This window comes from Jiella marina (genome assembly GCF_024359545.1).
Lineage (GTDB): Bacteria > Pseudomonadota > Alphaproteobacteria > Rhizobiales > Rhizobiaceae > Jiella.
In genome coordinates this window covers 549158-575210 of the sequence record NZ_JAKQZG010000001.1, presented here as the reverse complement: position 1 = coordinate 575210, position 26053 = coordinate 549158, and the positions used below count along the sequence as shown (strand labels likewise).

The 26053-nt window shown below is 63.7% G+C and carries 27 protein-coding genes; 19 read left to right on the top strand and 8 right to left on the bottom strand.

Annotated features, from left to right (window positions below):
* Window positions 1-2: 2 nt before the first annotated feature.
* From MF134_RS02700 to MF134_RS02685, 4 genes are all read right to left on the bottom strand, one after another.
* Window positions 3-449: a hypothetical protein gene (locus MF134_RS02700; RefSeq protein ID WP_255337838.1), complete on the bottom strand. Its 447-nt coding sequence runs from the start codon at window positions 447-449 to the stop codon at window positions 3-5.
* Window positions 450-455: 6 nt separating this feature from the next.
* A complete protein-coding gene (locus MF134_RS02695) occupies window positions 456-830 on the bottom strand; it encodes a DUF883 family protein (protein ID WP_255337837.1) in 375 nt (124 codons plus the stop codon).
* 145 nt (window positions 831-975) lie between these two features.
* Window positions 976-1527 (bottom strand): sigma-70 family RNA polymerase sigma factor, encoded by a 552-nt coding sequence (locus MF134_RS02690; RefSeq protein ID WP_255337836.1) that lies wholly within the window; start codon window positions 1525-1527, stop codon window positions 976-978.
* Window positions 1528-1535: 8 nt separating this feature from the next.
* Window positions 1536-1757, bottom strand: coding sequence for a NepR family anti-sigma factor (locus MF134_RS02685; protein WP_255337835.1), 222 nt, complete (start codon window positions 1755-1757; stop codon window positions 1536-1538).
* 302 nt (window positions 1758-2059) lie between these two features.
* On the opposite strand from MF134_RS02685, the gene MF134_RS02680 reads away from it, so the two are divergent.
* From MF134_RS02680 to MF134_RS02660, 5 genes are all read left to right on the top strand, one after another.
* On the top strand, window positions 2060-2854 hold the full coding sequence (locus MF134_RS02680) for a response regulator (RefSeq protein WP_255338017.1): 795 nt from the start codon (window positions 2060-2062) through the stop codon (window positions 2852-2854).
* A gap of 354 nt (window positions 2855-3208) precedes the next feature.
* Complete coding sequence (locus MF134_RS02675; protein ID WP_255337834.1) at window positions 3209-4174, top strand: PAS domain-containing sensor histidine kinase; 966 nt, start codon at window positions 3209-3211, stop codon at window positions 4172-4174.
* Window positions 4175-4588: 414 nt separating this feature from the next.
* Complete coding sequence (locus tag MF134_RS02670) at window positions 4589-4879, top strand: hypothetical protein (RefSeq protein ID WP_255337833.1); 291 nt, start codon at window positions 4589-4591, stop codon at window positions 4877-4879.
* Window positions 4880-4994: 115 nt separating this feature from the next.
* Complete coding sequence (locus MF134_RS02665; protein WP_255337832.1) at window positions 4995-5291, top strand: glycine zipper domain-containing protein; 297 nt, start codon at window positions 4995-4997, stop codon at window positions 5289-5291.
* A 136-nt stretch (window positions 5292-5427) separates the two neighbouring features.
* A complete protein-coding gene (locus MF134_RS02660) occupies window positions 5428-5709 on the top strand; it encodes a hypothetical protein (RefSeq protein ID WP_255337831.1) in 282 nt (93 codons plus the stop codon).
* A gap of 73 nt (window positions 5710-5782) precedes the next feature.
* Here the strand turns inward: MF134_RS02660 and MF134_RS02655 are convergent, their stop codons facing one another.
* Complete coding sequence (locus MF134_RS02655) at window positions 5783-6475, bottom strand: HugZ family pyridoxamine 5'-phosphate oxidase (RefSeq protein WP_255337830.1); 693 nt, start codon at window positions 6473-6475, stop codon at window positions 5783-5785.
* 372 nt (window positions 6476-6847) lie between these two features.
* On the opposite strand from MF134_RS02655, the gene MF134_RS02650 reads away from it, so the two are divergent.
* From MF134_RS02650 to MF134_RS02610, 9 genes are all read left to right on the top strand, one after another.
* On the top strand, window positions 6848-8005 hold the full coding sequence (locus MF134_RS02650; protein ID WP_255337829.1) for an Mrp/NBP35 family ATP-binding protein: 1158 nt from the start codon (window positions 6848-6850) through the stop codon (window positions 8003-8005).
* A gap of 99 nt (window positions 8006-8104) precedes the next feature.
* Window positions 8105-9697: an ABC transporter substrate-binding protein gene (locus MF134_RS02645; RefSeq protein WP_255337828.1), complete on the top strand. Its 1593-nt coding sequence runs from the start codon at window positions 8105-8107 to the stop codon at window positions 9695-9697.
* A 213-nt stretch (window positions 9698-9910) separates the two neighbouring features.
* Complete coding sequence (locus MF134_RS02640) at window positions 9911-10918, top strand: ABC transporter permease subunit (protein ID WP_255337827.1); 1008 nt, start codon at window positions 9911-9913, stop codon at window positions 10916-10918.
* Between the two features lie 98 nt (window positions 10919-11016).
* A complete protein-coding gene (locus tag MF134_RS02635; RefSeq protein WP_255338016.1) occupies window positions 11017-11871 on the top strand; it encodes an ABC transporter permease subunit in 855 nt (284 codons plus the stop codon).
* Window positions 11872-12070: 199 nt separating this feature from the next.
* Entirely contained in the window at window positions 12071-12652 is a 582-nt protein-coding gene (locus MF134_RS02630; RefSeq protein WP_369695401.1) for an ATP-grasp domain-containing protein, read from the top strand.
* 96 nt (window positions 12653-12748) lie between these two features.
* Window positions 12749-13729, top strand: a complete 981-nt coding sequence (locus MF134_RS02625) for an ABC transporter ATP-binding protein (RefSeq protein WP_255337825.1) — start codon at window positions 12749-12751, stop codon at window positions 13727-13729.
* Window positions 13726-14715: an ABC transporter ATP-binding protein gene (locus tag MF134_RS02620; protein WP_304363606.1), complete on the top strand. Its 990-nt coding sequence runs from the start codon at window positions 13726-13728 to the stop codon at window positions 14713-14715. The genes MF134_RS02625 and MF134_RS02620 overlap by 4 nt, the downstream gene beginning before the upstream one ends.
* A 217-nt stretch (window positions 14716-14932) precedes the next feature.
* A complete protein-coding gene (locus tag MF134_RS02615) occupies window positions 14933-15511 on the top strand; it encodes a hypothetical protein (protein WP_255337823.1) in 579 nt (192 codons plus the stop codon).
* A 302-nt stretch (window positions 15512-15813) separates the two neighbouring features.
* Window positions 15814-17373 carry an ATP-binding protein gene (locus MF134_RS02610; RefSeq protein WP_255337822.1) on the top strand — a complete coding sequence of 520 codons (1560 nt, stop codon included), beginning with the start codon at window positions 15814-15816 and terminating at the stop codon, window positions 17371-17373.
* A gap of 13 nt (window positions 17374-17386) precedes the next feature.
* Here the strand turns inward: MF134_RS02610 and MF134_RS02605 are convergent, their stop codons facing one another.
* Complete coding sequence (locus MF134_RS02605) at window positions 17387-17965, bottom strand: DUF2585 family protein (protein WP_255337821.1); 579 nt, start codon at window positions 17963-17965, stop codon at window positions 17387-17389.
* 189 nt (window positions 17966-18154) lie between these two features.
* Between MF134_RS02605 and MF134_RS02600 the strand changes: the two genes are divergently transcribed.
* Genes MF134_RS02600 through MF134_RS02585 form a run of 4 tightly spaced genes read left to right on the top strand, consistent with a single transcriptional unit; the run spans window position 18155 to window position 23144 of the window.
* On the top strand, window positions 18155-19435 hold the full coding sequence (locus tag MF134_RS02600) for a glycosyltransferase (protein WP_255337820.1): 1281 nt from the start codon (window positions 18155-18157) through the stop codon (window positions 19433-19435).
* Window positions 19432-20613: a lycopene beta-cyclase CrtY gene (crtY, locus tag MF134_RS02595; protein WP_255337819.1), complete on the top strand. Its 1182-nt coding sequence runs from the start codon at window positions 19432-19434 to the stop codon at window positions 20611-20613. Before MF134_RS02600 ends, crtY begins: the two co-directional genes overlap by 4 nt.
* Window positions 20610-22148, top strand: a complete 1539-nt coding sequence (locus MF134_RS02590; RefSeq protein WP_255337818.1) for a phytoene desaturase — start codon at window positions 20610-20612, stop codon at window positions 22146-22148. The genes crtY and MF134_RS02590 overlap by 4 nt, the downstream gene beginning before the upstream one ends.
* Before the next feature lie 6 nt (window positions 22149-22154).
* Window positions 22155-23144: a phytoene/squalene synthase family protein gene (locus MF134_RS02585; RefSeq protein ID WP_255337817.1), complete on the top strand. Its 990-nt coding sequence runs from the start codon at window positions 22155-22157 to the stop codon at window positions 23142-23144.
* A 26-nt stretch (window positions 23145-23170) separates the two neighbouring features.
* Here MF134_RS02585 and MF134_RS02580 read toward each other — a convergent pair whose 3' ends face one another.
* Together MF134_RS02580 and MF134_RS02575 are read right to left on the bottom strand one after the other, a co-directional pair.
* Window positions 23171-23701 (bottom strand): sterol desaturase family protein, encoded by a 531-nt coding sequence (locus MF134_RS02580; RefSeq protein ID WP_255337816.1) that lies wholly within the window; start codon window positions 23699-23701, stop codon window positions 23171-23173.
* A 44-nt stretch (window positions 23702-23745) separates the two neighbouring features.
* The gene (locus tag MF134_RS02575) at window positions 23746-24678 is read right to left on the bottom strand and encodes a polyprenyl synthetase family protein (RefSeq protein WP_255337815.1); all 933 of its coding nucleotides are present in this window, start codon (window positions 24676-24678) and stop codon (window positions 23746-23748) included.
* Between the two features lie 298 nt (window positions 24679-24976).
* On the opposite strand from MF134_RS02575, the gene fni reads away from it, so the two are divergent.
* On the top strand, window positions 24977-26050 hold the full coding sequence (fni, locus tag MF134_RS02570; RefSeq protein ID WP_255337814.1) for a type 2 isopentenyl-diphosphate Delta-isomerase: 1074 nt from the start codon (window positions 24977-24979) through the stop codon (window positions 26048-26050).
* The last annotated feature ends 3 nt before the right edge of the window (window positions 26051-26053 follow it).

The following is a 26053-nucleotide window of genomic DNA, read 5'->3' as shown; positions in this document are numbered from 1 at the left end:
GCCTAAAACTCGTCGCGGTGGCGGTACGAAGTGAACGCCCGCCAGACGGCCCAGCCGACGGCACCCATGGCCGGGATAAGCAGGAGCTTCTTGTTTCGACGGGCCGACTGGAAGAGCAGCGGGGCGTTGGACAGGGCCGCCACACCGGCAATCGACGCAATGTCGCGTTCAAGCCTGTCGTCCGCCCGCTTGCGAGGCGGACGACGCACGACGATCGTCATCGCGTAGGTGATGATCGCCAGAACGAAGAACGCTGCCGCGAAAATGAGCGACGCGGCCAACGGACCGACGAGGCTTGCGATGTAGACGTAAAGCGCGCCCATCAGAAAGCCGACGATCAAGAGCCCGAGGATCGCCAAAATGACGTATAGCCCGGCAAGCCGACGCATCCGCGCGAGATAGACGCCGGCCTCGCCTGTCACCAATTTGGCGACCATCTGCCAAAACATCAGGGACTACCGGAAGAGACGCGCGTACAGATAGCCGATACCAGCGGCGATCAGCACGCTCTTGATCGGCTCGGCACGGATCTTCTCGCTAACCTCTTCCTCAAGGTCCGCCGCTGCGTCCTGGGCTTGGCGAACATAGTACTCGCCGCGCTCCTTGACGTCGTCGCCCAAGGCGAAAGCCTGACGACGGACGTCCTGTGCTCCGTGCGTCGCCATCGACTTCACCGCTTCGGTGAGAGACGCCACATCTTCGCGCAGCCGGCTCAGTTGCGCCTCGACATTGGCGCGGTCGGCTTGCGTCTTCGGATCCTTTCCCGGGGTATGGGGGGATCCGCCTGCGGGATTGACGTTTGGGGTGTCGCCCATCTCTTCCGATGTCATGGATTTTCCGTTTGCTGTTCAGTCTCGCTGGTCGTGGCACTCGGCCGCTTTGGGGAAGCGGCGTTTTGTCGCCCGGCCATGTGATCGGTAAACCGCCGCGACTGCGAGGTGGTTCCGATGCTGACCGTAACGAGGGCGAAAATATTCAGGCTGCCGGCGCGACGCCGATAATCTGGGACGCGATCGAATCCGGCCCGTAGTCCCCGTCGCCTTCGACGCCAAGGATTTCGGCGATCCGCGTCCTTGCGCGGGAGACCCGGCTCTTGATGGTTCCGACCGCGCATTTGCAGATCTCGGCGGCCTCTTCGTAAGAGAACCCCGAGGCTCCGATCAGGATCAGCGCCTCGCGCTGGTCATCCGGAAGGAGGTCGAGAGCGCGCCGAAAATCCTGTAGATCGAGGTGACCCTGCTGCTCCGGATGGCCGGCCAGCTGCATCGCGTGCACGCCGTCCACATCCTGCACTTCGCGGCCCTTCTTGCGCATCTGCGTGTAGAACTCGTTGCGCAGAATCGTGAACAGCCAAGCCTTCATGTTGGTTCCGGGCTGGAACGTGCTCTGCTTGTCCCACGCTTTGACCAGCGTTTCCTGCACGAGGTCGTCGGCCCGATCGTAGGAACCCGTAAGCGAGGTTGCGAAGGCACGCAGGTTCGGGATGATCCCGATCAACTCGCGACGGAAATCAGCCTGTTCACTCATGGAATGAATTACTCCCGGCTGGACGATTTCGAGGCGGACTCTGCTTTGTCGAGCGCATCGAGCAAAGTCAGAAAACGGTCCGGAACGGGCTCGCTCGCCACATCATCGTAGTAGGCCTTGAGCTGCTTGCCGATCGCCGCCTGCACACCACCACCTCCACCGGAGGCGGGCGCCTGAGATCGCTGGGGTTGGCTTGACTGCACGTCCTTATCCTTCTCGCGATCGCTCATCGACAGTCTCGATCCTGCTTTCGCTCGCCGCCACGGCGAAATCTTGGTACACGGTTCATTCACACTCGGCCTGAAAACAGCAGACGCCACAAGAGATAACCGCAAAACCCGATCCCGCAACCCGAGTCGTCGAGAAACCTGCAAAATTCCCCGAGGGCTTCACAGGACGGTGCCTTTGCACCATTTAGGCGGAAACTTCTCGCCGGGCCGCCGGTTCCACACCGTGTATGGGAACTGGCCGGAGCTGACGGCGTTAAGGCGATTGTCTCAATGTGTTGTTCGTTGGACGTGAGGGGAACTCAATGTCAATGTCATCCCGCATAGCGCCGCATATTCCATACCTGCGTCGCTATTCTCGGGCTTTAACGGGTTCGCAGGCCAGTGGTGATGCCTATGTTGCGGCGGTCTTGGAGGCGTTGATCGCCGATCCGTCCTTGTTCCCGGAAGATCAGTCTCCGCGTATCTCTTTGTACAAGTTGTTTTCGTCGCTCTGGCAGTCTCTGGACGTCAATATCCGGGAAGATCTTGCGACCTCGGCCTGGGAAGAGAAGGCGGCTAAGAATTTAAAGGCCATCGCGCCGCTCCCGCGTCAGGCATTCCTGCTCGTCGCGGTGGAAGGGTTCACGACCGAGGAAGCGGCATTGATCCTTAACGTCGACGAGGCGCGCTTCTCGGAGATGATCGATCAGGCGGGCTCGGATATCGGGCGGCAGGTTTCCACCGACATCATGATCATCGAGGACGAGCCGCTGATCGCGATGGACATCGAGCAGATGGTCGAAAGCCTCGGTCATCGGGTGACCGGCATCGCAAGGACCCACAAGGAAGCGCTCTCCTTATTTGACGAGCAGAGCCCGGGAATGGTCCTGGCTGATATTCAGTTGGCCGACGGAAGTTCGGGGATCGACGCGGTGAACGATATCCTCTCGAAAGTCTCTGTCCCGGTCATCTTCATCACCGCCTTTCCGGAGCGTCTGTTGACGGGCGAGCGGCCGGAGCCGACCTTCCTGGTGACGAAGCCGTTCAATCCGGACATGGTCAAGGCCCTGATCAGCCAGGCGCTTTTCTTCGAGAGCGATAACAAGGCCGCGGCCTGACTGATGACGGGGAACGCCAGCCGGTGACCCCGCTCACGCGGGCCTCTCAGGGAAGTCGGCTTGCTGCGCGTCCCGAAAGCACTGAAGCGGAGCGGGCTGGCCGATACCGCCGCGGCGAGACAGGTCGGGCAGGGTGTTTTCGGTCGCGGCTACGGAACTTCCTTCGTCCGGCCGCATTGGCTTTGGGCTGTCTCGTGAACCGCATGCATGGTCATGAACCAGATCAGCGGCTGCCCTGTCGCGTTTCAAGAAGAGAGGCATGGCAATTGGCAGGGTCAGGCAGCTGCCTTCATCGAGTTTGAGTGTCGCGAAATGTTGGCAAAGAAAGTCTTGCGGGCGATCGGAAACACGGAGATGTCCGTGTTCACGCAAGATTTGGACTTGCGATACTCTTGGGTATGCAATGCCGGTCGTTCATGGCTGGCCGAGGCTCGTGAGGGAAGTGTCGACGCCGACATTCTTTCGGGCGCCGCTGCCGAACGCTCGACAGAGATGAAGCGCCAGGTGCTGGAGACGCACCGCTCGATCCGCTATGAAATGTCGATCAGCCGCGGAACCAGCGTTCGCTGGTTTGATATCTGCGTCGATGTGGACCGGGACGAGAACGGTCAGATCTGCGGGATCATCGGCACCTCCTTCGACATCACCGATCAGAAACGACGCGAAGAGACCTTGCGCACGCTTCTTCGGGAGTTGTCCCATCGCTCGAAAAATCTGCTTGCCATCATTCAGAGCCTCGCGAGCCAGACCGCGCGTCACTCCCTGACCGTGCCGGAATTCCTCGTGCGGTTCCGAGGGCGTATCCAGTCGCTGTCCTATTCCCAGGATATTGTGACCGACGCCGACTGGCGCGGTGCCGACCTCGCCAGCCTCGTGACCATGCAGGTCGAACGCTACGCGCCCGAAGGACTGCAGCAGATCGATTTCGATCCGGTCGACGTCTATCTCTCGCCGACAGCGTCGCTGCATGTCGGACTGGCGCTTCACGAGCTCGCGGTTAATGCGGCGTCCTATGGGTCCTTGTCGGTTCCGGGCGGAATGGTCGCCATTCGAGCACGCTTCGAGGAGCGGAATGGCGAGGAGGCTCTCGTGGTCGTCTGGCAGGAGCGCAATGGCCCCCGCGTGAAAGCCGAGCGCGACGCGCGCTTTGGAACGTCGACCTTGGAGCGTATCGTTCCGAACGCCGTGGGTGGTGAAGCCAAGCTGGAATATCTGCCAGAGGGCATCCGCTACACGCTTGTCGTTCCGGAATCGCAATACGAGGTCATCGTGCCGGGCTCGGAAGGCGCGCAATCCCAAGCTGGGTCCGACAAGAAGTAGAGCCACCGCTTCGTCCTGAACGGTCGCTCCCCATTCCTATCCCACATGTGTGCAGTGAAGGTCCGAAGCGGATCGGTCGAGGATCCGTGCGCCGGAATAGCGCGACCGGTCTCACTGAGGGCTCACCTGGAGAGGTCGCCGCCGTGCGACGTCCTGCGCCGCAGGACTGAAATCCAGCGCTAGCCAGCTTCAAAAAACCACTCTGGCATTTCCACACTGCAATTCGGGACCCGGCCCAGAGCCGGAAACGCAACTGCCTCCGCGGGCATCATTAACCGCAGGCTGAAATGGCGCTTGCCGCCACGTGGAAATGGTTTACGCTTAGTAAGGTTCACGCGAACGTGACATAGCGATCCATGTCGGCACGGAACTAAGGCAAGTTTGAGGCATTTGAGCGACACAGGAGAGGTGAACATGGAACACATTGCTGCATTCATGTTGCTGGTCGGATGCTCGGGCGACATTTCCGTGTGTAAGGAAGTCCCCGTACCGGTTCCAGCCTATGAGAACGTCGCGGAATGCCGTCGCGATTTGCCCATCCAGATCCGGATGAGCGGGTCGACCGACGAGCGCGTCTTCGGAGCCTGCAAGGAAGTGAGCGAGGAAGTCTTCGAGCAATCGGCGACGCTCGACTGGTCGATCACGCCCTCGGGACGGCTGAAGATCACATTCGACGCCGAGCCGCAACTCGTCGCTGCACGCTGAACGGTGGTCAGACAGGCGTTTCCTGTGGAGTTCTTGGGCCGCGCAGGGTGGCAGGACATTTCAAATGCCTATAGTGTAGGCATTGGGGACATCACGAGTAAAAGTGAGATAGCACATGTTTCGTAAAACTTCGATCGCCATCGTCACCGCGTTGACGGTTGTTGCGGCTGGATGCACCGCCGAAGATCGCGCGACCGGCACCGGCGCGCTTGCGGGCGGTGCGATCGGTGCCGGCATCGGCCAGCTCGCCGGCGGCGACACTGAATCGACGCTTGTTGGCGCGGCGATCGGTGCTGGCGTGGGCGCTGTTGCCGGTAACGTCATCGGCCGCTCCAACCAGCGGGAAGGCTATTGCCGCTATCGCGACCGTTACGGCAACGTCTATGTGGACGAGTGCCCGGCCGGTTACTAATCGACCCTTGGCGCCGTTGGCCAGACTGGCGCAGGATGACGAGACAGCCCCGCTTTGCAAAGGCGGGGCTTTTTTTGTTGGCTTCGGGATGTCTTGATGGAGGGGAACAGCTTTGAAGGGCGACACAACGGCCAAAATGCATCGCGCGTCGATCCTCGTCGCTCTTTTCGGCGCTTTACTCGGCATGAGTGGCTGCACGAGTTCCAATGGACAGCTGCCACCGGTCTTCGGTGCCGTGTTCGGCTTGGAGAGCGCAGAAACCTCGCCCTATCAGCTTGGTCAGGTGCCGGCGCCAGTGGTGGAGCCCGGCGATACGGTCATCGGTCAGTCGGCAACCTCGCCCGGGCGCTGCGTCTACCGCCGCGCCGGAACGAGCAGGCGCTTCGTTGCCGATTGCCCGGAAGGCTATGACCTGTAATGTCGGCAGTGCCTCGAGACCTCTGACTGGGTTGGCGATCGGCTCGCGGACCGGAGGCGACTTTGAGAATGGGCTAGTCCGATCGGGCGCGGAGGAGTTCGACGAAGGCTTTCCGATAACCGCTTTCGCCGGCGGGGTCGGAAAGGAACTCCACCCTTAGAAGCTGGTCGCGCCGCGCGACCTCGAAACCGCGCCGGTCGACCGTGGCGATTTTCCATCCTGTCTCGCTCGCGCCATGCCGCGCGGCGATCGCATCGACCGCATCGCCATGGTCTTCGTTCATGTGGTCGCGGGCGCGCTTGGCGGCTGCGGGCAGGTTGGGTTCCGCTTCGTCGAGAAGATCGCTGGCTGAAAGTTCATAGGCTTTCCCGAAGCCGCCATTCAGTAACGCGTCCATCGGCTCGAGCCGCATGAAGCGGAAATCGGGAAAGTCGACATAGAGCTCGGCCTTCGGATGGCGGTCGAGGAACCGCTCACGCAGTTCCGCGAACTCCGGTGCATCTCGTGGCACGGCCCGGGCGGTTGCGAAGATCGTCATCCGGGGATGGGCGAGGGGATCGCCCTTCCCGGTTCGCCCGACGAGGATCGAGCATCGCGCGTCCGCCTCCAGTGCCTGGCTGTGCAGGGACAGGCCCGAAATCAGGATCACGGGGCGGCCCAGGAAGTCCGTCGCCAAAAGCGTCCGGCTCGCGGCCGGAACGCCGTCGGATGGTCGCTTGACGGCCAGCGCACCATCCCGTGCGGCGCGTAGCAACGATCTTGCCAATTCTCTGCTGTGCTCGTCGACGGGCTGCAAGAGCCCCGGAGCTGCTGCAGGCCCGGGGGAGCCGTCTTTCGCGCCTTCGGAACCGGCGGGGCCTCGCGGCGCGGCCTGCGGTTCACTCGCTTGATCGGATTTCATCATCACACTCACGCGGGTCGGCGAACATTCGGTCTCATGCAATGGCCTGTCTGGTGCAACGTAGTCTAGGCGACAGGCGGCTGTCGGAAACGGTGGGCGTAAAAATTGCCGTCTCTTTGCTTGCGTCGATACCCATGTGGCTGAAATCCTCGGCAGGATGGCCATATCTGGCGCAGCATTTGCAGACGGCCACTGCGACGATGGCCGCAAGATCCAGATGATCGTGGAGTTCCCGCTTTGGCAGACGAATTGAAGACGCGCATTCTCGAAATCCTGAAGACCATGGAGGCCCCGGACGGCAAGCAGGACGTCGTCTCGCGCGGAATCGTCTCCGACATCTTCATTGCCGATGGCAAGGCGTTCTTCTCGCTGACCGTTCCCGCTGATCAGGCTCAGCTCTTCGAGCCCTTCTGTCGTCGCATCGAACAGCAGGTCGCCACGCTCGACGGCGTCACCAAGGCGATGGTTGCGTTGACGGCTGAGAAGACCGCCGGCAGTTCGGCCCCGCGGCAGAGCGCGCCTCGTCCCTCCGCACCCCCGCAGGGGCAGGGGCCCGCCGCCCCGCAGGGTCGCCGACAGGGGCCGGGCAAGGCCGGCGTCCCGGGCATCGAGAAGATCATCGCCGTGGCATCGGGCAAGGGCGGCGTCGGCAAGTCGACCACGGCCGTCAATCTGGCGCTCGGCCTGTCGGCTCTCGGTCTGAAGGTCGGCATCCTCGACGCGGACATTTACGGCCCTTCCATCCCCAAGCTTCTGGCGCTCCGGGACAAGCCGAGTTCGGCGGGCGGCCGCACGATCATTCCGCTCGAAGCCTACGGCCTCAAGGCCATGTCCATGGGACTTCTGGTCGACGAGGAAACGCCGATGATCTGGCGCGGACCGATGGTCATGTCGGCGCTCACCCAGATGCTGCGCGAGGTCGAATGGGGCGAGCTCGACATTCTCGTCGTCGACATGCCGCCGGGAACGGGCGACGCGCAGCTGACCATGGCACAGCAGGTGCCGCTTGCAGGCGCCGTGATCGTTTCGACGCCGCAGGACCTGGCCTTGATCGACGCCCGCAAGGGCCTCGCCATGTTCCGCAAGGTGGACGTGCCGGTTCTCGGTATCGTCGAAAACATGAGCTATTTCGTGGCTCCCGATACCGGCAAGCGCTATGACATTTTCGGCCATGGCGGCGCGAAATCCGAGGCCGAACGGCTTGGCGTCCCATTCTTGGGCGAGGTGCCGATCGAAATGGCGATTCGCGAGAGTTCCGATTCCGGGCGTCCTGTCGTGGCCGTGGAGCCGGATGGTCCCCATGCGAAATCCTACCGCGACATCGCGGCGCAGGTTCTCGCCGAACTCGATTCCGCCGGGGCGAAGACGGAGGCGCCCCGAATTGTTTTTGAATGACTGGTCAAAAATCGACTTGCCATGAAGGCCCAAACACGCTCCGATGGGATCATTCAGCGGACGGAAGACCCGCTAACATCCTGACAGGAGGCACCCTTCATGAAATCAATGACCCGGCTTCTCGCCGCGACGGCGCTGACGCTTGCTCTGGGCGGCGCGGCGTCGGCCAAGACGCTCGTGTATTGCTCGGAGGGCTCGCCTGAAGGCTTCGACCCGGCGCTCTACACCGCCGGCACGACCTTCGACGCTTCGTCCAAGCCGGTCTACAACCGCCTCGTCCAGTTCGTTCCAGGCACGACGGAACTCGAGCCGGGGCTGGCGGAAAGCTGGGAGGTCTCCGACGACGGCCTCGAGTACACCTTCAAGCTCCGGCCGGACGTCCAGTTTCATTCGACGGACTTCTTCACGCCCTCGCGGCCGTTGAATGCCGACGACGTCCTGTTCTCTTTCAATCGGCAGTGGAAGGACGACAATCCGTTCCACTCGTATGTGGACGGTGCGAGCTGGGAGTACTTCAACGGCATGTCGATGCCGGATCTGTTGAAGTCGATCGAGAAGGTCGACGATCTGACAGTGAAGTTCACCCTGAACCGTCCGGAGGCTCCCTTCGTCGCCAATCTTGCGATGGACTTCGCTTCGATCATGTCGAAGGAGTATGCTGATCAGCTCGCCGAGGCCGGGAATGAATCGGCGCTCAACCAGCAGCCGGTCGGCACAGGCCCGTTCAAGTTCGTCGCCTATCAGCCGGACGCCGTGATCCGCTATCAGGCCCATCCCGAATACTGGAAGGGCCAGCAGGCGATCGATGATCTCGTCTTCGCGATCACGCCGGAGACTTCGGTTCGCCAGCAGCGGCTTCTCGCCGGCGAATGCCAGATCATGCCTTATCCGAACCCGGCCGACGTCGAAAGCCTCAAGTCGAACGACAGTCTCGAGGTCATGGAGCAGGAGGGACTGAACGTCGGCTATCTCGCCTATAACACCAAGGTCGAGCCTTTTGACGATCCGAAGGTCCGCAAGGCCTTGAACATGGCGATCAACAAGGAGGCGATCATCGACGCCGTGTTCCAGGGCGCCGGACAGGTGGCCAAGAACCCGATCCCGCCGACGATGTGGTCCTACAACGAAGCCGTCGAAGACGATCCGTACGATCCCGAAGCGGCGAAGCAGATGCTGGACGAGGCGGGCGTCGAGGATCTCTCGATGAAGATCTGGGCGATGCCCGTTGCGCGGCCCTACAATCCGAATGCCCGGCGCATGGCTGAGCTGATCCAGAACGACCTTTCGCAGGTCGGCGTGACCGCCGAGGTCGTCTCCTACGAATGGGGCGAGTATCTCGAGCGCTCCAAGGCCGAGGATCGCGACGGCGCCGTGCTGCTGGGCTGGACCGGCGACAATGGCGACCCGGACAACTTCCTCGCCGTTCTTCTCGGTTGCGACGGCGTCGGCGGCTCCAATCGCGCCCAGTGGTGCAATGAGGAGTTCAACGACCTGATCATGAAGGCGAAGAGCGGTTCGCAGGAAGAGCGTGCCGAGCTCTACGAGGAGGCTCAGGTCGTCTTCAAGCGTGAAGCGCCTTGGGCGACGATCGCCCATTCGGTCGTCCACATGCCGATGTCCGAGAATGTCACCGGCTACAAGATGGATCCGCTCGGCGGCCACAGCTTCGAGGGTGTCGACCTCTCCGAGTGAGGTTGCAAGCCTGTTGATGAGGCGGGCGGGGGGCGATGGCCCTCCGCCTCTCATTGCATTTGGGCCGCCGCATGAAATGTTCGGCGGCTTTCAGGGCGAGAGAGTAGCGCGGTCCCATGGGCCGCGGCCTCCGAACGCGGCTGTGCCGCTCGTGTTCTCGCGCTCTGGCGCAGTTTCGACTTTGCTCTGACGACGGTCTGGTCTCCTCGCGTCATGCTTCGTTTCTTCTTTTCCCGCGTCCTCGTTCTCGTGCCGACCTTCATCGGCGTGTCGATCGTGGCCTTCGCCTTCATTCGGCTGCTGCCTGGCGATCCGATCACGCTGATTGCCGGCGAGCGCGGCGTCTCAGCCGAGCGCTATGCCGAGCTTCAGGCCGAATTCGGCTATGACCGGTCGATCGTCGTCCAGTATCTCGATTACCTTTTCGGTCTCGTCACCGGCGATTTCGGCACGTCGATCACCACCAAGCGCCCGGTTCTCCAGGAGTTCTTCACACTCTTTCCGGCGACGCTGGAGCTCGCCTTCTGCGCCATGGTCATCGCCATCGTGCTCGGCATTCCCGCCGGCGTCTTCGCGGCGGTCAAGCGGGGTTCCTGGTTCGACCAGACGGTGATGGGTGCAGCGCTCGTCGGCTATTCGATGCCGATTTTCTGGTGGGGGCTTCTCCTCATCATCTTCTTCTCCGGCGTCCTTCAGTGGACTCCGGTCTCCGGGCGCATCTCGCTCCTCTACTTCTTTCCGCAGGTGACCGGTTTCATGCTGATCGACAGTCTCCTGTCGGGCCAGGACGGGGCCTTCACCTCGGCGCTGTCGCACCTGATCCTGCCATCCGTCGTGCTCGCAACCATCCCACTGGCCGTCATCGCGCGGCAGACCCGTTCGGCCATGCTCGAAGTGCTCGGCGAGGATTACGTCCGCACCTCTCGCGCCAAGGGCCTCGCGCCGCGCCGTGTGATCGGCATCCATGCATTGCGTAACGCCCTGATCCCGGTGGTAACGACCATCGGCTTGCAGGTGGGCGTGCTTATGGCCGGCGCCATCCTGACGGAGACCATCTTTTCCTGGCCGGGCATCGGCAAGTGGATGGTCGACAGCGTGTTCCGGCGCGACTACCCGGTGGTCCAGGGCGGGCTGTTGCTGATCGCGATGATCATCATGTTCGTCAATCTCGTGGTCGATCTCCTGTACGGGGTGATCAATCCGCGCGTCCGGACGCGGTAAGGAGCGGCGCCATGAGTCATATTTCCGCACAGGAATCCGAAGAGGGCGTGGGCGCCGACATTCCGGATCGTGGCCCGAAAAAGAGCGTCCGCCGACAGATGCTCGAGGAGTTCTGGTTCTATTTCTCCGAGAACAAGGGTGCCGTTCTCGGCCTGATCGTCTTCGCTCTGATCGTGCTGACGGCGATCGCGGCGCCCCTGATCGCTCCCTATTCGCCTATCCTGCAGAACCGCGACGCGCTGCTGGTTCCCCCCGTATGGCAGGACGGCGGCAACTGGGCCTATCTGCTGGGCACCGATGCCGTCGGTCGCGACGTCCTCTCGCGGCTTCTCTTCGGCGCGCGATATTCGCTCTTCATCGGTATTGTCGTCGTGGTCATTGCGGTCACCGTCGGCATCTCGATCGGGCTTGTCGCCGGCTATTTCGGCGGCTGGCTGGACACGGTGATCATGCGGGTGATGGACGTGATCCTCGCCTTTCCGTCGCTGCTTCTGGCCCTGGTGCTCGTCGCCATCCTAGGGCCGGGCCTGACCAACGCGATGATCGCGATCGCGCTCGTCCTTCAGCCGCATTTTGTCCGACTGACTCGCGCGTCAGTCATGGCGGAAAAGCGCCGGGAATATGTGACCGCGGCCCAGGTCGTCGGCGCGAGCCCGCTCCGGCTGATGGTCGTCACCATCCTGCCGAATTGCTTGGGCCCGCTGATTGTCCAGGCAACGCTGTCGTTCTCGAACGCCATTCTCGACGCAGCCGCCCTCGGCTTTCTCGGCATGGGCGCACAGCCGCCCACGCCGGAATGGGGAACCATGCTGGCCGAAGCCCGCGAGTTCATCCTCGGCGCCTGGTGGGTGGTGACCTTTCCCGGACTGGCGATCCTGGTGACGGTGCTTGCCATCAATCTGATCGGCGACGGACTGCGCGACGCACTCGACCCGAAGATGAAGCGGAGTTGAAGGCGGTGTTTTCAGACCACTTCATTATTGGACGCGTCAGGGATCGCTCAGCTTGACCGTCTTCATCCTGAAACCTGACGATACGGATTTTGCGGTCAACCGCCAGGCGGCCTATGTCGGCTTTTCGCAAAAGGGTGATGAGGTTCGCCTTTTCGAACAGCCGGAGTTCGAGGCCCTCGAGCTTGATCAGGACAGTATCGTGATCGGCGGTATCGGCATTGTTCAGGCCGCCCTGCAGCGTATGGGACTCCCTGTGCCGGTCATCCAGACGATCCCCGAAGAACTGGCGGCTTTCGGGCGACGATCGATCTGGCGAGCGTCGATGGCGGAAGCGCGCGCTGCAGTCGAGCGGGGCGAAAGCCTGTTTATCAAGCCGCTGCCCACCGCGACCAAACTCTTTAATGGTCAGGTTCTTCGAACCTTCCAGGATCTGATCGCGACGGCTCACCTTGCGGACGATCTCATCGTCGAATGCGCGGAGGTAACTCCGTTCGTCTCGGAGTATCGGGCCTTTGTCCTGAGGGGCGATCTCGTCGGCTTTCGTCACTATAAAGGCGACCCGCTATGCTTCCCGGACAGCGGATTCGTTCGCGCAACCATCGCGGCGTACCGGTCGGCACCAGCCGGGTGTGCAATGGACTTCGGTGTCTGCGATGACGGCTGTACGCGGCTCGTCGAGGTCAATGACGGATACGCCACCGGCGCCTATGGCCTGTCCCCGCTGCGCTACGCTTCCGTTATCGAAGCCCGATGGGGCGAACTGCGTCGGAGCGTCCTATGACATCGTCCGATACGACCGTCCGGCAGCCATGCCCCCTTTGTCCCGACCCGTGGCTCAAGGCCTCCCAAAAGCTCGAAGGTTGAACGTCAACGAATCATGGCCCTTCTTTCCCTCCACAATCTCTCGGTGACCTTCGAGACCGCCTCCGGCCCGTTCAAGGCAGTGGATGGCGTCGACATCACTGTCGAACCTGGCGAAGTGCTCGGCATCGTCGGCGAATCCGGCTCCGGCAAGTCGGTTGCGATGCTGGGACTCATGGGTCTCCTGCCGCCGACGGCGACGGTGACCGCCGACGAGATGAGCTTCGAGGGCCGGGACATGCGCACGATGTCCGGCCGTGAGCGGCGCAAGATCATCGGCCGGGAGATCGCCATGATCTTTCAGGAGCCGGTGGCGAGCCTCAATCCGTGTTTCACCGTCGGCTTCCAGATCAAGGAAGCGCTGCGCGCCCATACCGACCTCGATCGCAAGGCGCGGCAGCGCCGGGCCGTGGAGCTTCTGGAACTGGTGGGGATGCCGGAGCCCGAGCGACGGCTCTCGGCCTTTCCGCACCAGCTTTCCGGCGGCATGAGCCAGCGCGTGATGATCGCCATGGCGACCGCCTGCAATCCCAAGCTCCTGATCGCCGACGAGCCGACGACGGCGCTTGATGTCACCATTCAGGCGCAGATCCTCGACCTTCTCCTGTCGCTCCAGAAGGATCACGGCATGGCGATGATCCTCATCACCCACGACATGGGCGTCATCGCCGAAACGGCCGAGCGGGTCATCGTGCAATATGCCGGCCAGCAGGTGGAGCGGCAGCCGGTCTCGACCCTCTTCGACGCGCCGCACCATCCCTACACGTCGGCGCTTCTCTCAGCGATCCCCGAACGCTCGACTGGGGGGCGTCTGCCGACGATCCCGGGTGTGGTGCCGGGGCAGGGCGACCGGCCCGACGGCTGCCTGTTCAACCCGCGCTGTCCGAAGGCCGATGACCGCTGCCGCACGATCGTGCCGCCCCGGCAGTCGCCGGCGCTGGGCGAGGCGCTCTGCCACTATCCCATGAACGACCCGGCCAGTGTGAGTGCTGCCTGATGAACGCCATCGTCACCGCCAAGGATGTCAGTCAGGTCTACGAGGTGCGCCGGGGGCTGTTTCAGAAGCCGCTCGGCCTGCGCGCCGTCAAAGATGCGAGCTTCGTTGTCGAGAAAGGCGAGACGCTCGCGATCGTTGGCGAGTCGGGCTGCGGAAAGTCGACGCTCGCGCGCATGCTGACCATGATCGAGACGCCCAGCGAGGGGCATCTGACGATCGACGGTGTCGAGATTTCGGCCGACAGCGCGAGCGATGCGAAGAAGCTGCGCTCGACGGTGCAGATCGTCTTCCAGAATCCCTATGGCGCGCTCAATCCACGCCAGAAGGTCGGCTCGATCATCGAGGAGCCGCTGAAGATCAACACGAAGCTCTCGGCCGCGGAACGGCGGCAGAAAGCCGAGCAGGCTCTCGCCGAAGTGGGCCTGCGTCCGGAGCATTACGGCCGCTATCCTCACATGTTCTCCGGCGGTCAGCGCCAGCGCATCGCGATCGCCCGCGCGATCATCATGGAGCCGAAGATCCTCGTCCTCGACGAGCCGGTTTCGGCCCTCGACGTGTCGATCCAGGCCCAGATCCTGAACCTCCTCGCCGATCTGCAGGAGCGGCTTGGCCTGACCTACATCTTTATCAGCCACGATTTGTCGGTCGTGAAGCACGTCGCGGACCGGGTCATGGTCATGTATCTCGGACGCCCCGTCGAGATCGCGCCGGTCGAGGCGCTCTACGCCAATCCGCTGCATCCCTACACGCGCGCACTTCTTTCGGCGACCCCGGCCACCGACCCGAAATCGAAGGGTCAGCGGATCCGTCTGACGGGTGAACTGCCGTCTCCCTTCGCGCCGCCGCCGGGCTGCTCCTTCAACCCCCGCTGCCCGTACGCCAACGAGCGCTGTCGCACCGAGCGGCCGGAACTGACCCGGCACGGCCCGACCATGGTCGCCTGCTTCGCCGTCGAAGAGGGGCGCATCGAAATACAGCCAGCTTGAGCTGGCGCAGCACTAAGCTCATGGCGGAATGAAATAACCAAGCGCCGCTCAGCAACACCGCATCCGATCCGATGCGCGATCAAAATAATTCGTTCGCTGCACACTGAGTTTTTGCGGAACGAAACGTCCCAAACCTTCTTGCGCCCAACAAGAGATGCGCACCGTTCCGTGTCGAGCGTTGCGCGCCAATTAAGGTCAGACAGGAAGGACGCCCACAATGAGACCTCTTTTCCTTGCAGCTTCGGTTGCTACAGCTCTCACCCTTACCGCCTGCGGCGATGACAATGCTGCGCGCGTGACCGAACTGGAGGGTCAGCTCCAGACCGCGCAGACCGAGAACGAGGCGCTGCAGACTCAGGTCCAGGATCTCGAAGCGGCTCAGCAGGAGGCGGCGGAGGCCTTCGACCCGGAGACACTGCGCGAGCCCTTGACGACGGCGTTCACCGCGCTGGGCGAGACCGAGCAGCAGCTCAACCGCTTCGCCGATGCGCTGGCGCAGGAAGGCTACCAGGACGTCTCGCTCGAGCCGCTGCGCGCGAACGTTCGTGAAGCAAGTCAGGCCGTCGCGGGTGCCGCGCGGGATGTCGGCGTCGACGTCGATGCCATCCTCGCCCAGGCACAGTCCGCGGTCGAGGGAGACAGCGAATCCGCCGCCGATACTGCCCAGCCGGAAGGCGGCGAGGCGGTCACTGGTGCCACGGACTCGGCAGCCGAGGGCAATGCAGGCGACAGTTCCACCGAAGATGCGGGGACTGCCGAGACATCGGGCGACGAAGAGACACAGTCGTCGCAGTAAGGGACGGCTCCGCAGCTAGGCACGCGGATTGGTTTTGAAGCGAAGGGCCGGAGAGACGCAAACTCTCCGGCCCTTCGCATTTCTATGCCAACCCACGGTGCCTGTGGCTGCCCGCCTGAGTGACGTGACCGCAAGCGATGCCACTGGCCAATCGTCGCGGCGAATGTTGGGACCGAGAGTATCGGGGATTGCCTGTGGAAAGCGGCAACCGCGTTCTCCAGGGCGCAATCGAAAATGCTAAGGCTTCAAGTCGAGCGCGGCTGGCGGACCCTGCGCTGCATGAACCAACGAGGCCTGTTTCCATGACCGTTGCCGTCGACCTCGGCACGACCCAGACCGGTGAGCCCGCTCATCTCGATCTGGAGGAGCTTCTTTCCACGCGCCTGCTTGTCCAGGGCAATTCCGGCTCGGGCAAGTCGCATCTCCTGCGCCGGCTTCTCGAGCGCAGCGCCGGCCATGTGCAGCAGGCGATCATCGATCCGGAAGGCGACTTCGTGACGCTGGCCGAGCGCTACGGCCATGTGGTCGTGGACGCCAACCGTACCCCGGCTGAACTTGCCCGCATCGCATCGCGCATCCGCCAGCATCGCGCCTCCGTCGTGCTCGATCTCGAAGGGCTCGACGCCGAGGTGCAGATGATGTGCGCGGCCGCCTTCCTCAACGGTCTGTTCGATGCCGACCGGGCCTTCTGGTATCCGATGTTGATCGCCGTCGACGAGGCGCATCTGTTCGCCCCGGCCATGTCCGGCGAGCACTCCGAAGAGGCGCGCAAGGCATCGCTCGGCGCGATGACTAACCTCATGTGCCGAGGGCGAAAACGCGGGCTTGCTGGCGTCATCGCAACCCAGCGCCTGGCGAAGCTCGCCAAGAACGTGGCGGCCGAGGCGACGAACTTCCTGATGGGCCGCACCTTCCTCGATATCGACATGGCCCGCGCGGCCGATCTTCTCGGGCTCGACCGCCGCGCGGCGGAGCGCTTTCGCGACCTCAACACCGGCGAGTTCGTGGCTCTTGGACCTGCGCTCTTCCGGCGTCCCGTGCCGATCCGGATCGGCCCGACCGAGACAGTGTCGAAGGCGGGACGGCCCACCCTCACGCCGCTGCCTGAAATGCCGCCGGAAGACCTCGCCGATCTCGTCTTCACCGCGAGCGAGGAGGAGCGGGAGGCTGAGCGCCGTCAGACCCGCCCATCCTTTGGGGCAGCTTCACCCTCCCGGCCGGAGCCTGCCGCGGGTGTGCCGACGCGGGCACTGCTCGAACGCGTCGAAAAGGCCCCCTCGATCAGCGAGCCGGTCGTCGATGACGACCCGCGCAGCGGGGAGGAGCGGGCGGCTGCGGTCGATGCGATCTTCGCGGAAATGCTCGAAGACCCCGAGGCCGCGTTCCGTCCGGTGCCGGTGCTCTATCAGGAATTCCTGACCCACTGCCGGCTGAAGCGAATTTCGGGCGCCGCAACCGACATGACGGCGTTTCGCCGCCGGCTGTCCCTGGCTCGTGCCGGGATTGGCGAGGCGGCCGACGACCCCGAGTGGCAGGACGTCATCGCGCGAGCCGGTGAACTTCCGGAGGAGATGCAGGGCGTTTTCATGATGCTCGCCCGCGCCGCCAAGGACGAGGCGGCGTGCCCGTCCGACGAGGCGCTGGCCCGGGCCTATGGCAGCCACTCGCCTTCACGAGGCCGATTTCTTCTCTCCTTCATGGCCGAGCGGGGTTTCATCACGGCCGATCAGGACTTTCGCGGCAATCGCGTGGTGACCGTCACGGGCACCGATTGGCGCACGAAACTGCCCGAAGTGAAGCTCGATGCGCTCGACGAGGCACGCGCAAGGCGCGCAGCGCGGATGTCGAGAAACGCGAGCTGACGAGGGTTGTCCCTCAGAAGAGGGAACCGAGCAGCGTGAGCACGCCGATGAGGAAGCCATCGCCGATCGCGAGGCTGACCGTGGCCTCGAGCCCCACCGCAACCGCGACGGCGGCCCAGGCCGGCAACCAATGGGCGAGGGTCAAACCGGCCACGACGAAGATCGTGTCGCCGGCGGCGTTCAACACGGAGTCGCCGGAATAGTTCTGGCCCATCTCATTGCTGAAGAGGGAAATCAGAGCCGGCATGTTTTCCATCGCTTCCCACGCGACGCTTGAAGCGACGGCCGTCACCATGAGAACTGCGAGCGACCAGCCGGGCTTCATCCAGGAGACGAAGCCATAGATGGCCATGCCGAAAATGACATGAAGCGCCGAATACCAGTCGGAGAATTGCTGGCTGTTCTCGGACGCGTTCAAATCACCCTGCCAGAATTCAACGACTCCGCAGGGGCAGGTCCAGGGGCGGCCCAGCAATCGCAGCCAGATGATCATCCCCGTCACCAGAGCGAGACTGGCGACCAGTGCGGACAGCGGCGAGAGGCGCGTCGGACGCGCATTTGTCTGCGGCAATGCGCAACCCGTCTCGCTCACGACTGTCGTCCTGGCAATTCGCAAAAATGGTCGGGGCGAGGAGGGCGGGGATCGGAGAGCATCAACGCAACATGTTCAGACGCGGCAAAGCATCTATGGTCAAAGTCGTGGCCTGCTGCCATTCTTGAGGCATAAGAATGCGTCGCAGCGCCCGCGATTCAAGCGGACAATTCTCAAAGCATTTCATCCATGACCCGTTTCGCATGCGTCTGTCCGCCCTTCTTCAGCCATCTCCGGCTGTTCGAGGCATTGGGCACGGAACTGCAACGGCGTGGTCACGGGATACACTTCATCGTCAATGCCGGCGCCTTTTCGATGTTTGCGGCGGGCGGCCCCGGTTTCCCTGTTCACGAGGTCGGTCGTCGATCGCGCGCGGAACTCGACCGGATCGTGGGGCGCGCTGCAGGCGGTGGAGGGCCGCTTTCCATCCTGCGGACCGTCGCCGATACGGCAAAACTCAGCGATGATCTCTGCCGGGAAGGTCCGACGCTTCTTCACGATCTCGGGGTGGAGGCCGTGGTCGGCGACCAGATGGAGCCTGCCAGTGGTCTCCTTGCCGAATTCATGGACCTGCCGCTGATCTCGGTCGCTTCGGCTCTGCCGGTGCACGATGATCCGACTGTGCCGCTGCCCTTCCTGCCCTGGTCTTACGACCCCTCCGAAGCGGGCATGAAGCGCAATCGTGGGGGCGAGATGGTCGCGCGCAAGCTTCTCACCCGGCAACGGCGCACGATCGCCCATTGGGCGGCGCGGTTCGGTCTGCCGGAGCGGGACTCCCTGTCGGCCTGCCTGTCCTCCCGCTACCAGATCAGCCAACTCGTGGAGAGCTTCGACTTTCCGCGTGTGCCGTCCCCCATCCGCCACGGAGTCGGTCCCATTCGCCCTGCAGTCGCGCAGGAGGCCGGTTCCGCGCCGATCTCCCGCCAGCCCGGTCGGCCGCTGGTGTTCGCCTCCTTCGGAACGTTGCAGGGGCACCGATTTAGATTGTTCAAGAAGATCGCCCGAGCCTGTCGGGACGTCGGCGCCGATTGCGTGATCGCCCATTGCGGCGGCTTGACCGCCGAACAGGCCGCCTCCCTCGACGCGCGGATCGTGACCGACTTCCTGCCGCAACGGCTCATCCTGAAGGAGGCCGATGTCTGCATCACCCATGCCGGCATGAACACCGTGCTCGATGCGCTTGAAGCGAATGTGCCGATGCTGGCGATCCCCATGGCCTTCGATCAGCCGGGGATCGCGGCGCGAATCGCCCATCACGGGGTGGGCCTTCGCCTTGGCCGCGGCCAATTGTCCAGCCGCTCGATCGCAGACTGTCTTGCGCGTTTGTTGGGGGAGGCTACTTTCAAGGAAAGTGCAAGTGTTATCGGGCGCGATATCAGGGCGTCCGGCGGGGTGAAATTGGCGGCCAAAATCATTGAGGAGGCGACGCGCAGTCCAGCGGGTCGGATCAAGGAAGGGCAGCCCGTATGAGTGGGTCAGGTCGCAGCGAGCCGATCGATATCGCTCTCGTGGGCGGTGGGCTGGCCAACGGCCTGATTGCCTGGCGCCTTGCCGAGCGTCGGCCCGAGTTGCGTGTCGAGCTCTTCGAGGCCGGGCCGAGGCTCGGCGGCAATCACACATGGTCCTTTCACGATGGCGACCTCACGCCGCAAGAGCATGACTGGTTCCAGCCGTTCGTGACCTATCGCTGGTCCGATAACGAAGTGAGATTTCCCAATCGGTTCAAGAGTCTTGGGACCGGTTATTGCAGCGTCACTTCAGAGCGGTTTCGTGGCCTGATCGAAAACCGGCTCGGGGAGCGGGTTCACTGCGGGTGCCCGGTCCGGGCCCTGACGCCAAAGTCCCTGGTGCTTGCCGACGGCCAGGAGGTCGCCGCTGGTGCCGTGATCGACGGACGCGGACATGCGGCGAGCAGGCACATGCGCATCGGTTTCCAGAAATTCCTCGGCCTCGAGGTCGAGATGACCGCGCCGCACGGGGTGACGCGCCCTGTCATCATGGACGCGACCGTGCCGCAGGCCGACGGATACCGCTTCGTCTATCTTCTACCGATGACTGACACCCGGCTGTTGATCGAGGACACCTATTACGCCGATGGCAGCGAACTCGATCAGGCCCGGCTGGAACGCTCCATTGCCGATTATGTCGCGGCGCATGGCTGGGAGATCGATCATGTCTGTCGCAAGGAGGAGGGGATTCTGCCGATCGCGATCGATGGGGATATCGAGGCGTTCTGGGATGAAAAATCCGGCGTCGCGGCAAGCGGTCTCGCGGCGGCCCTGTTTCATCCCACCACGGGCTACTCGCTACCCGATGCCGCCAAGCTGGCCGATCTCATCGCCGGATTGCCAAGCCTCGACGCGCCGTCGCTCTATCAGGCGACCCGCCATCACGCCGTTTCGACCTGGCAGGCACGCGGCTTCTTCCGCATGCTCAATCGGCTTCTCTACTTCGCAGGCAATGCCTCGGAGCGTTATCGGATACTGGAACATTTCTACCGGCTCGACGCCCGCCTCGTAGCGCGCTTCTATGCGGCTCGACTCAAGACCCGCGACAAGCTGCGCATTCTCACCGGCAAACCGCCGGTCCCCTTCGGCAACGCGATCAGGGTTCTGGCGAGACATCGCCTGACGGGAGAACTGGCATGAGCGCGACCCTCGATCGGGACGGGACGCGACCCTCAGAGGGGGCGCCGGCCAGAAAGCGAGCCGTTGTCATTGGCGCCGGGTTTGGCGGGATCGCATTGGCGATCCGGCTGCAGGCGGCAGGCATTGCCACCACGCTTCTGGAGAAACGCGACCGGCCGGGCGGACGGGCTTACGTCTATGAAGATGCGGGCTATACCTTCGATGCCGGACCGACGGTGATCACCGATCCGAGCGCTCTGGAAGAGCTATTCGAGGCGGCAGGTCGGAGCATGAGCGACTATGTCGAGCTTCTGCCGGTTTCGCCCTTCTATCGCCTGTGCTGGGAGGACGGCCGCGCTTTCGACTATGTCAACGACCAGGCCGAACTCGATCGGCAGATCGAACGTTTCAATCCGAAGGATGTCGAAGGCTATCGTCGCTTCCTCGCCTATTCGAAGGACGTTTTCCGGGAAGGATACGAGAAGCTCGGCACGGTGCCGTTCCTCAGCTTTCGCGACATGGTACGCGCGGGGCCGCAGCTCGCCCGGCTTGAAGCCTGGCGCAGCGTCTATTCCAAGGTCGCCCAGTTCATCGAGGACGACCATCTGCGGCAGGCCTTTTCCTTTCACTCCCTGCTGGTGGGCGGCAATCCCTTCGCTACCTCATCGATCTATGCGCTGATCCATGCGCTGGAGCGGCAATGGGGCGTCTGGTTTCCCCGCGGCGGCACGGGCGCGCTGGTGAGCGGCCTCGTCAGGCTCTTCACCGATATCGGGGGTCGCGTCGAAGTCTCCGCCGAGGTCGCAGAGATCACCATGGACGGGCAGCGGGCGACGGGCGTTCGTCTGAAGGATGGCCGAGCCTTCCCGGCGGACGTCGTTGCGTCCAACGCCGACGTGGTCCACACCTATGGCAACCTGCTCGGCGGTTCGGATCGCGGCGCCGAAGAGGCGAAGCGGCTCAAGGCCAAGCGCTGGTCGATGTCGCTCTTCGTCATCTATTTCGGCCTGAAGACGCACCGGCCGGACATCCAGCATCACACGGTCTGCTTCGGGGCCCGCTACCGCGAGCTTGTCAGCGAGATCTTCAAGGGACGGTCGCTGCCCGGCGATTTCTCGCTCTACCTCCACAATCCCTGCGTCACCGACCCGTCGCTCGCCCCGCCCGGGGCCGGGGCGTTCTACGTGCTGTCGCCGGTGCCGCATCTCGGCAATGCCGATATCGACTGGGAGCGCGAGGGACCGCTCTATCGCGACAGGATCCTCGACTATCTGGAGGCGCGTTACATTCCTGGCCTCAAGGCGGACCTCGCAACCTGCCGGATCTTCACGCCGGCCGATTTCAAGAGCGAACTCAACGCCCATCTCGGTTCAGCCTTTTCGCTTGATCCGGTGCTGACCCAGAGCGCCTGGTTCCGCCCGCACAATCGCGATGCGAAGGTTCCGAACCTATATCTTGTGGGGGCGGGCACGCATCCGGGGGCCGGCGTTCCGGGCGTCGTCGGGTCTGCCAAGGCGACGGCGGGGCTGATGATCGCGGACGTGAAGGCGAACTGAGCGCCCATGTCTCTCGCCACCGACCCGCTCCGTCTGCCTCTCGCTCCCGCCGACCGGGCCGATCTCGCCGCTCATGCCCGCGATACGATCGCCAAGGGCTCGAAGAGCTTCGCGGCCGCTGCGCGTCTTTTCGACCGCGACGTGCGTCAAAGCGCGATGATGCTCTACGCCTGGTGCCGGCATTGCGACGACGCGATCGACGGGCAGGTGCTGGGCTTCTCCCGTCGCTCCGCGGTCGAGGATGCGACACCGGCCGAACAGCTCGCCGCGCTCGAAGCGCAGACGCTGGCGGCCCTTGAAGGCGATCTGACGCTCGGACCGGCCTTTCGTTCCGTGGCCGACGTCGCCGCGCGCCATGGCATCGACCGGCAGCTCTTCATCGAGCATCTCGAAGGCTATCGCATGGACGTCGAGGGACGTCGCTACGCAACGATCGGCGATACGCTCGATTATTGCTACCGTGTCGCGGGGGTCGTCGGCGTGATGATGGCTCTCGTCATGGAAGCGAGAGGCGAGGATGCCCTCGACCGGGCCTGCGATCTGGGGATCGCCTTCCAACTGACCAACATTGCCCGTGACATCGTCGACGATGCGCGTGTCGGCCGGATCTACGTGCCGCGGGATTGGCTGCAGGAGGCGGGTCTGTCAGATGCCGACCTGCTCGACCCGAGACATCGCGGTGCTGTCGCTGGACTCGCGGCCCGTTTGGCCGACCTTGCGGAGCCCTATTACGCCTCGGCGCTTCAAGGCCTGCCGGCGCTATCTTGGCGTTCGGGCTGGGCGGTCGCGACCGCCCACGGTGTCTATCGGGAAATCGGTACCGATATCAGACGCTACGGGGCCGCGGCTTTCGATGGTCGGGTTTCCACCGGGCGCCTCGCCAAGCTGCGTCATGTCGGGCTCGGTTTCGCCAAGGTTGCCGTGAGCCGGATGAGACCGCGCGAGCCGCGTCCGCAGGAGCTTTGGACACGGCCTCGCCCCTTGCACGCTGCCTGACGACCCACGAGCCGCGGCTCACGCGCTCAGTGAGTTGCGCTTTGGGCAGTGTCCGTGCCCGCTCGGCGCCGTTCGGCCGCGACGGTCCCTTGGCTGCGAAGCTGCTTCGACAGGTCTTCGACCGGCGGCGCGTACAGGAATCCGAACGACACGCAGCCATCCTTGCCTTCGACGGCATGGTGAAGCCGGTGCGCCTGCACGAGCCGCTTGGCATAGCCGCGATGGGGAATATGGCGGAACGGCCAGCGCTGATGCACGAGCCCGTCATGGACGACGAAGTAGAAGACGCCGTAAAGCGTGATGCCAACGGCGATCGCACCGACCACCGGATAGCCCTGCGAGGCGACGATGAAGAGGGTGATGGCGATCACCGAAAACACCACGGCGTAGAGATCGTTCTTTTCGAAGATGCCCTCGCGTTCCTCGTGGTGGGACTTGTGCCAGCCCCAGCCGAAGCCATGCATGATGTATTTGTGCGCGGCCCAGGCGACGCCCTCCATGATCAGGAAGACGACGAGGGCAATCGCCGCCAGACCGAGATATGTCATCAGCGTCATGTCATTCTCCTGCCGGGACACCTCCCGGCTCGTCGTGACGGGCCTTATTTGGCGTGAGCGCCGGACTGGCTCAGGACGTCCGACGCCTTCTGCCAGGAGAGCGCTTCACCGAAGATGAAGTCGACGCAGGCATGCATCAAGCTCTCGCGTCCGACAGAGACGTTGAGTCGCTGGTGTGCCTCGGCCACATGCCGCGCGATCTCTTCGACGACGGAGTCCTGCCCGATCATCGAAACGATCGTCGACTTGCCGACATCCTTGTTGACGTCCTTGCCGGTCAGGCCGGCATTGTCGTCGCCGTCGAGGAGGTCGTCGAGAAGCTGAAAGGCATGGCCCAACTCTGCGGCGAAGGCCCTGAGTTCGGCCCGGACCGCATCGCTCGCACCGGCGACGACGGCGCCGATCTCGACGGCGGCGGAAAACAGCGAACCGGTCTTCAGGCCGTTGGTCTCGGCGATTTCGTTGAGGCCGCGCTTGTGTTGACCCTCGCGGAGATCGGCAAACTGACCGGCGACAAGTCCCCGGACGCCAACGGCCTGGGTGAGGATCGCCACGCACTCGGCGCGGGCACCGTCGTTCGCGCCGGGCAGTCGCGCCAGCGTCTCGAAGGCTGCCGACAGCGAGGCGATCGCTGCGAGAACCGCGACGTCTTCGCCGAAGGACACATGGATCGCCGGTCGCCCGCGGCGCAATGCCGAGTCGTCCATGCAGGGCAGGTCATCCAGCGTGAGGGACGAGGCATGGACCATCTCGATCGCGCAGCCAGCGTCCAGCGCCACCTTGGGATCGCCGCCGAGATCGGCGGTCACCATCATCGTCATCATCGGTCGAAGCCGCTTGCCCGGAGCCAGGATACTGGCGGCGATCGCCTCATCGAGAGCCGTCTGACCGGCGAAGGCACGCGGAACGAGTGCGTCCAGCCGACGATCGATCTTCGCTCTTTGCGCGGAGAGGCTGCGGATCATATCCGGCGTCATCGCGGCGCCACCCTGGCCAAAGAACACAATCCCCATCCTTTCGAGACGCTGAGGTCGCGACGAGAGTGGTTGCGATCTGTCTCCATCCGTCTGTACTCGATCACGCTAAACCCGGTGCCTCAAGTCAATTTTCCTCCGACGATCCGATCGGGTTCCTCGACGGTTGCCGCCGGCGTCCCGCATGCGGCGAAGGGCCGTTTCGGAATCGGCGAAGACAATGCTAACACGAACCCGCTGGAGTGAAACGACCCGGAGAGTTCATTGTAGAGCTTTCTGCGACGATAGGACCAACACCGCCGTGACAGAAGGCCGCGTCTCATCGAAGCCGGGCGACATTGCCGATCGCAAGAGCGACCATATCGACATCGTGCTGCGCGCCGATGCCCACAGGCAGGAATCCGATTCCGCGGACCGCACGGGGCTTTCCGCCGTCGTGTTCGAACACTGCGCCCTGCCGGAGATCGCTCTCGGCGAAATCGACCTGTCCTGCGAATTCTTGGGCAGGCGCTTGCAGGCGCCGCTCCTGATTTCGTCGATGACGGGCGGGCCGGAGCGCGCGGCTCGGATCAACACGCGTCTTGCCGAAGCTGCCGAAGCCCTTGGCATCGCCTTCGCCGTGGGGTCGCAGCGGATCGCCATCGAAGGCAGGGCTAGGGGGGGTCTGGACCACGGCCTGAGACGGCTGGCGCCGTCGGTCCCGATCCTGGCGAATGTGGGCGCTGCGCAGCTCGGCCTGGGGTACGGCGTGAGAGAGGTCGAGCGTGCGGTCGACATGATCGAGGCCGATGCGCTGATCATCCATCTGAACCCGCTTCAGGAAGCCGTCCAGCAGGGCGGCGACACGGATTGGCGCGGGATCCTGGGCCGCATCGCGGAACTGGCGACGACCTTGCGCGTGCCGATTGTCGTCAAGGAAGTCGGAGCCGGAATTTCCGGAGCGCTGGCCCGCCGGCTCGTGGAGGTCGGCGTGGCTGCGATCGACGTGGCGGGGGCAGGCGGCACGAGCTGGGCCGCCGTCGAGGCCGAGCGCGCATCCGACAGCCGTGCGCGCCAGAGCGCTCTGGTGTTTTCGCAATGGGGCATCCCGACAGCGCGGGCGATCGCCGACGTCCGCGCGGCCTGTCCCGACGCGCTGGTGATCGGCTCGGGAGGAGTGAGAAACGGGCTCGATGTCGCGCGCGCGCTCCGTCTCGGTGCCGATCTGGCGGGGCAGGCCGCTGCTTCCCTGCAGGCGGCCGATTCGTCGGCCGAAGCCGTGGCGGAGCATTTTCGGAGCGTCATCGAGGAGCTGCGGATCGTCTGCTTCTGCACGGGCTCTGCCGACCTCAAGGCGTTGAAGCGAGCGCCTCTTCTTGCTTCACCGGGCGCCTGAAGT

What these genes read in the sequence shown, in the direction of transcription:
- MF134_RS02700 (WP_255337838.1), bottom strand. Translation starts at nt 449, where the DNA reads ATGTTTTGGCAGATGGTCGCCAAATTGGTGACAGGCGAGGCCGGCGTC.
- MF134_RS02695 (WP_255337837.1), bottom strand. Translation starts at nt 830, where the DNA reads ATGACATCGGAAGAGATGGGCGACACCCCAAACGTCAATCCCGCAGGC.
- MF134_RS02690 (WP_255337836.1), bottom strand. Translation starts at nt 1,527, where the DNA reads ATGAGTGAACAGGCTGATTTCCGTCGCGAGTTGATCGGGATCATCCCG.
- MF134_RS02685 (WP_255337835.1), bottom strand. Translation starts at nt 1,757, where the DNA reads ATGAGCGATCGCGAGAAGGATAAGGACGTGCAGTCAAGCCAACCCCAG.
- MF134_RS02680 (WP_255338017.1), top strand. Translation starts at nt 2,060, where the DNA reads ATGTCAATGTCATCCCGCATAGCGCCGCATATTCCATACCTGCGTCGC.
- MF134_RS02675 (WP_255337834.1), top strand. Translation starts at nt 3,209, where the DNA reads ATGTCCGTGTTCACGCAAGATTTGGACTTGCGATACTCTTGGGTATGC.
- MF134_RS02670 (WP_255337833.1), top strand. Translation starts at nt 4,589, where the DNA reads ATGGAACACATTGCTGCATTCATGTTGCTGGTCGGATGCTCGGGCGAC.
- MF134_RS02665 (WP_255337832.1), top strand. Translation starts at nt 4,995, where the DNA reads ATGTTTCGTAAAACTTCGATCGCCATCGTCACCGCGTTGACGGTTGTT.
- MF134_RS02660 (WP_255337831.1), top strand. Translation starts at nt 5,428, where the DNA reads ATGCATCGCGCGTCGATCCTCGTCGCTCTTTTCGGCGCTTTACTCGGC.
- MF134_RS02645 (WP_255337828.1), top strand. Translation starts at nt 8,105, where the DNA reads ATGAAATCAATGACCCGGCTTCTCGCCGCGACGGCGCTGACGCTTGCT.
- MF134_RS02640 (WP_255337827.1), top strand. Translation starts at nt 9,911, where the DNA reads ATGCTTCGTTTCTTCTTTTCCCGCGTCCTCGTTCTCGTGCCGACCTTC.
- MF134_RS02635 (WP_255338016.1), top strand. Translation starts at nt 11,017, where the DNA reads ATGCTCGAGGAGTTCTGGTTCTATTTCTCCGAGAACAAGGGTGCCGTT.
- MF134_RS02625 (WP_255337825.1), top strand. Translation starts at nt 12,749, where the DNA reads ATGGCCCTTCTTTCCCTCCACAATCTCTCGGTGACCTTCGAGACCGCC.
- MF134_RS02615 (WP_255337823.1), top strand. Translation starts at nt 14,933, where the DNA reads ATGAGACCTCTTTTCCTTGCAGCTTCGGTTGCTACAGCTCTCACCCTT.
- MF134_RS02610 (WP_255337822.1), top strand. Translation starts at nt 15,814, where the DNA reads ATGACCGTTGCCGTCGACCTCGGCACGACCCAGACCGGTGAGCCCGCT.
- MF134_RS02600 (WP_255337820.1), top strand. Translation starts at nt 18,155, where the DNA reads ATGACCCGTTTCGCATGCGTCTGTCCGCCCTTCTTCAGCCATCTCCGG.
- crtY (WP_255337819.1), top strand. Translation starts at nt 19,432, where the DNA reads ATGAGTGGGTCAGGTCGCAGCGAGCCGATCGATATCGCTCTCGTGGGC.
- MF134_RS02590 (WP_255337818.1), top strand. Translation starts at nt 20,610, where the DNA reads ATGAGCGCGACCCTCGATCGGGACGGGACGCGACCCTCAGAGGGGGCG.
- MF134_RS02585 (WP_255337817.1), top strand. Translation starts at nt 22,155, where the DNA reads ATGTCTCTCGCCACCGACCCGCTCCGTCTGCCTCTCGCTCCCGCCGAC.
- MF134_RS02580 (WP_255337816.1), bottom strand. Translation starts at nt 23,701, where the DNA reads ATGACGCTGATGACATATCTCGGTCTGGCGGCGATTGCCCTCGTCGTC.
- MF134_RS02575 (WP_255337815.1), bottom strand. Translation starts at nt 24,678, where the DNA reads ATGACGCCGGATATGATCCGCAGCCTCTCCGCGCAAAGAGCGAAGATC.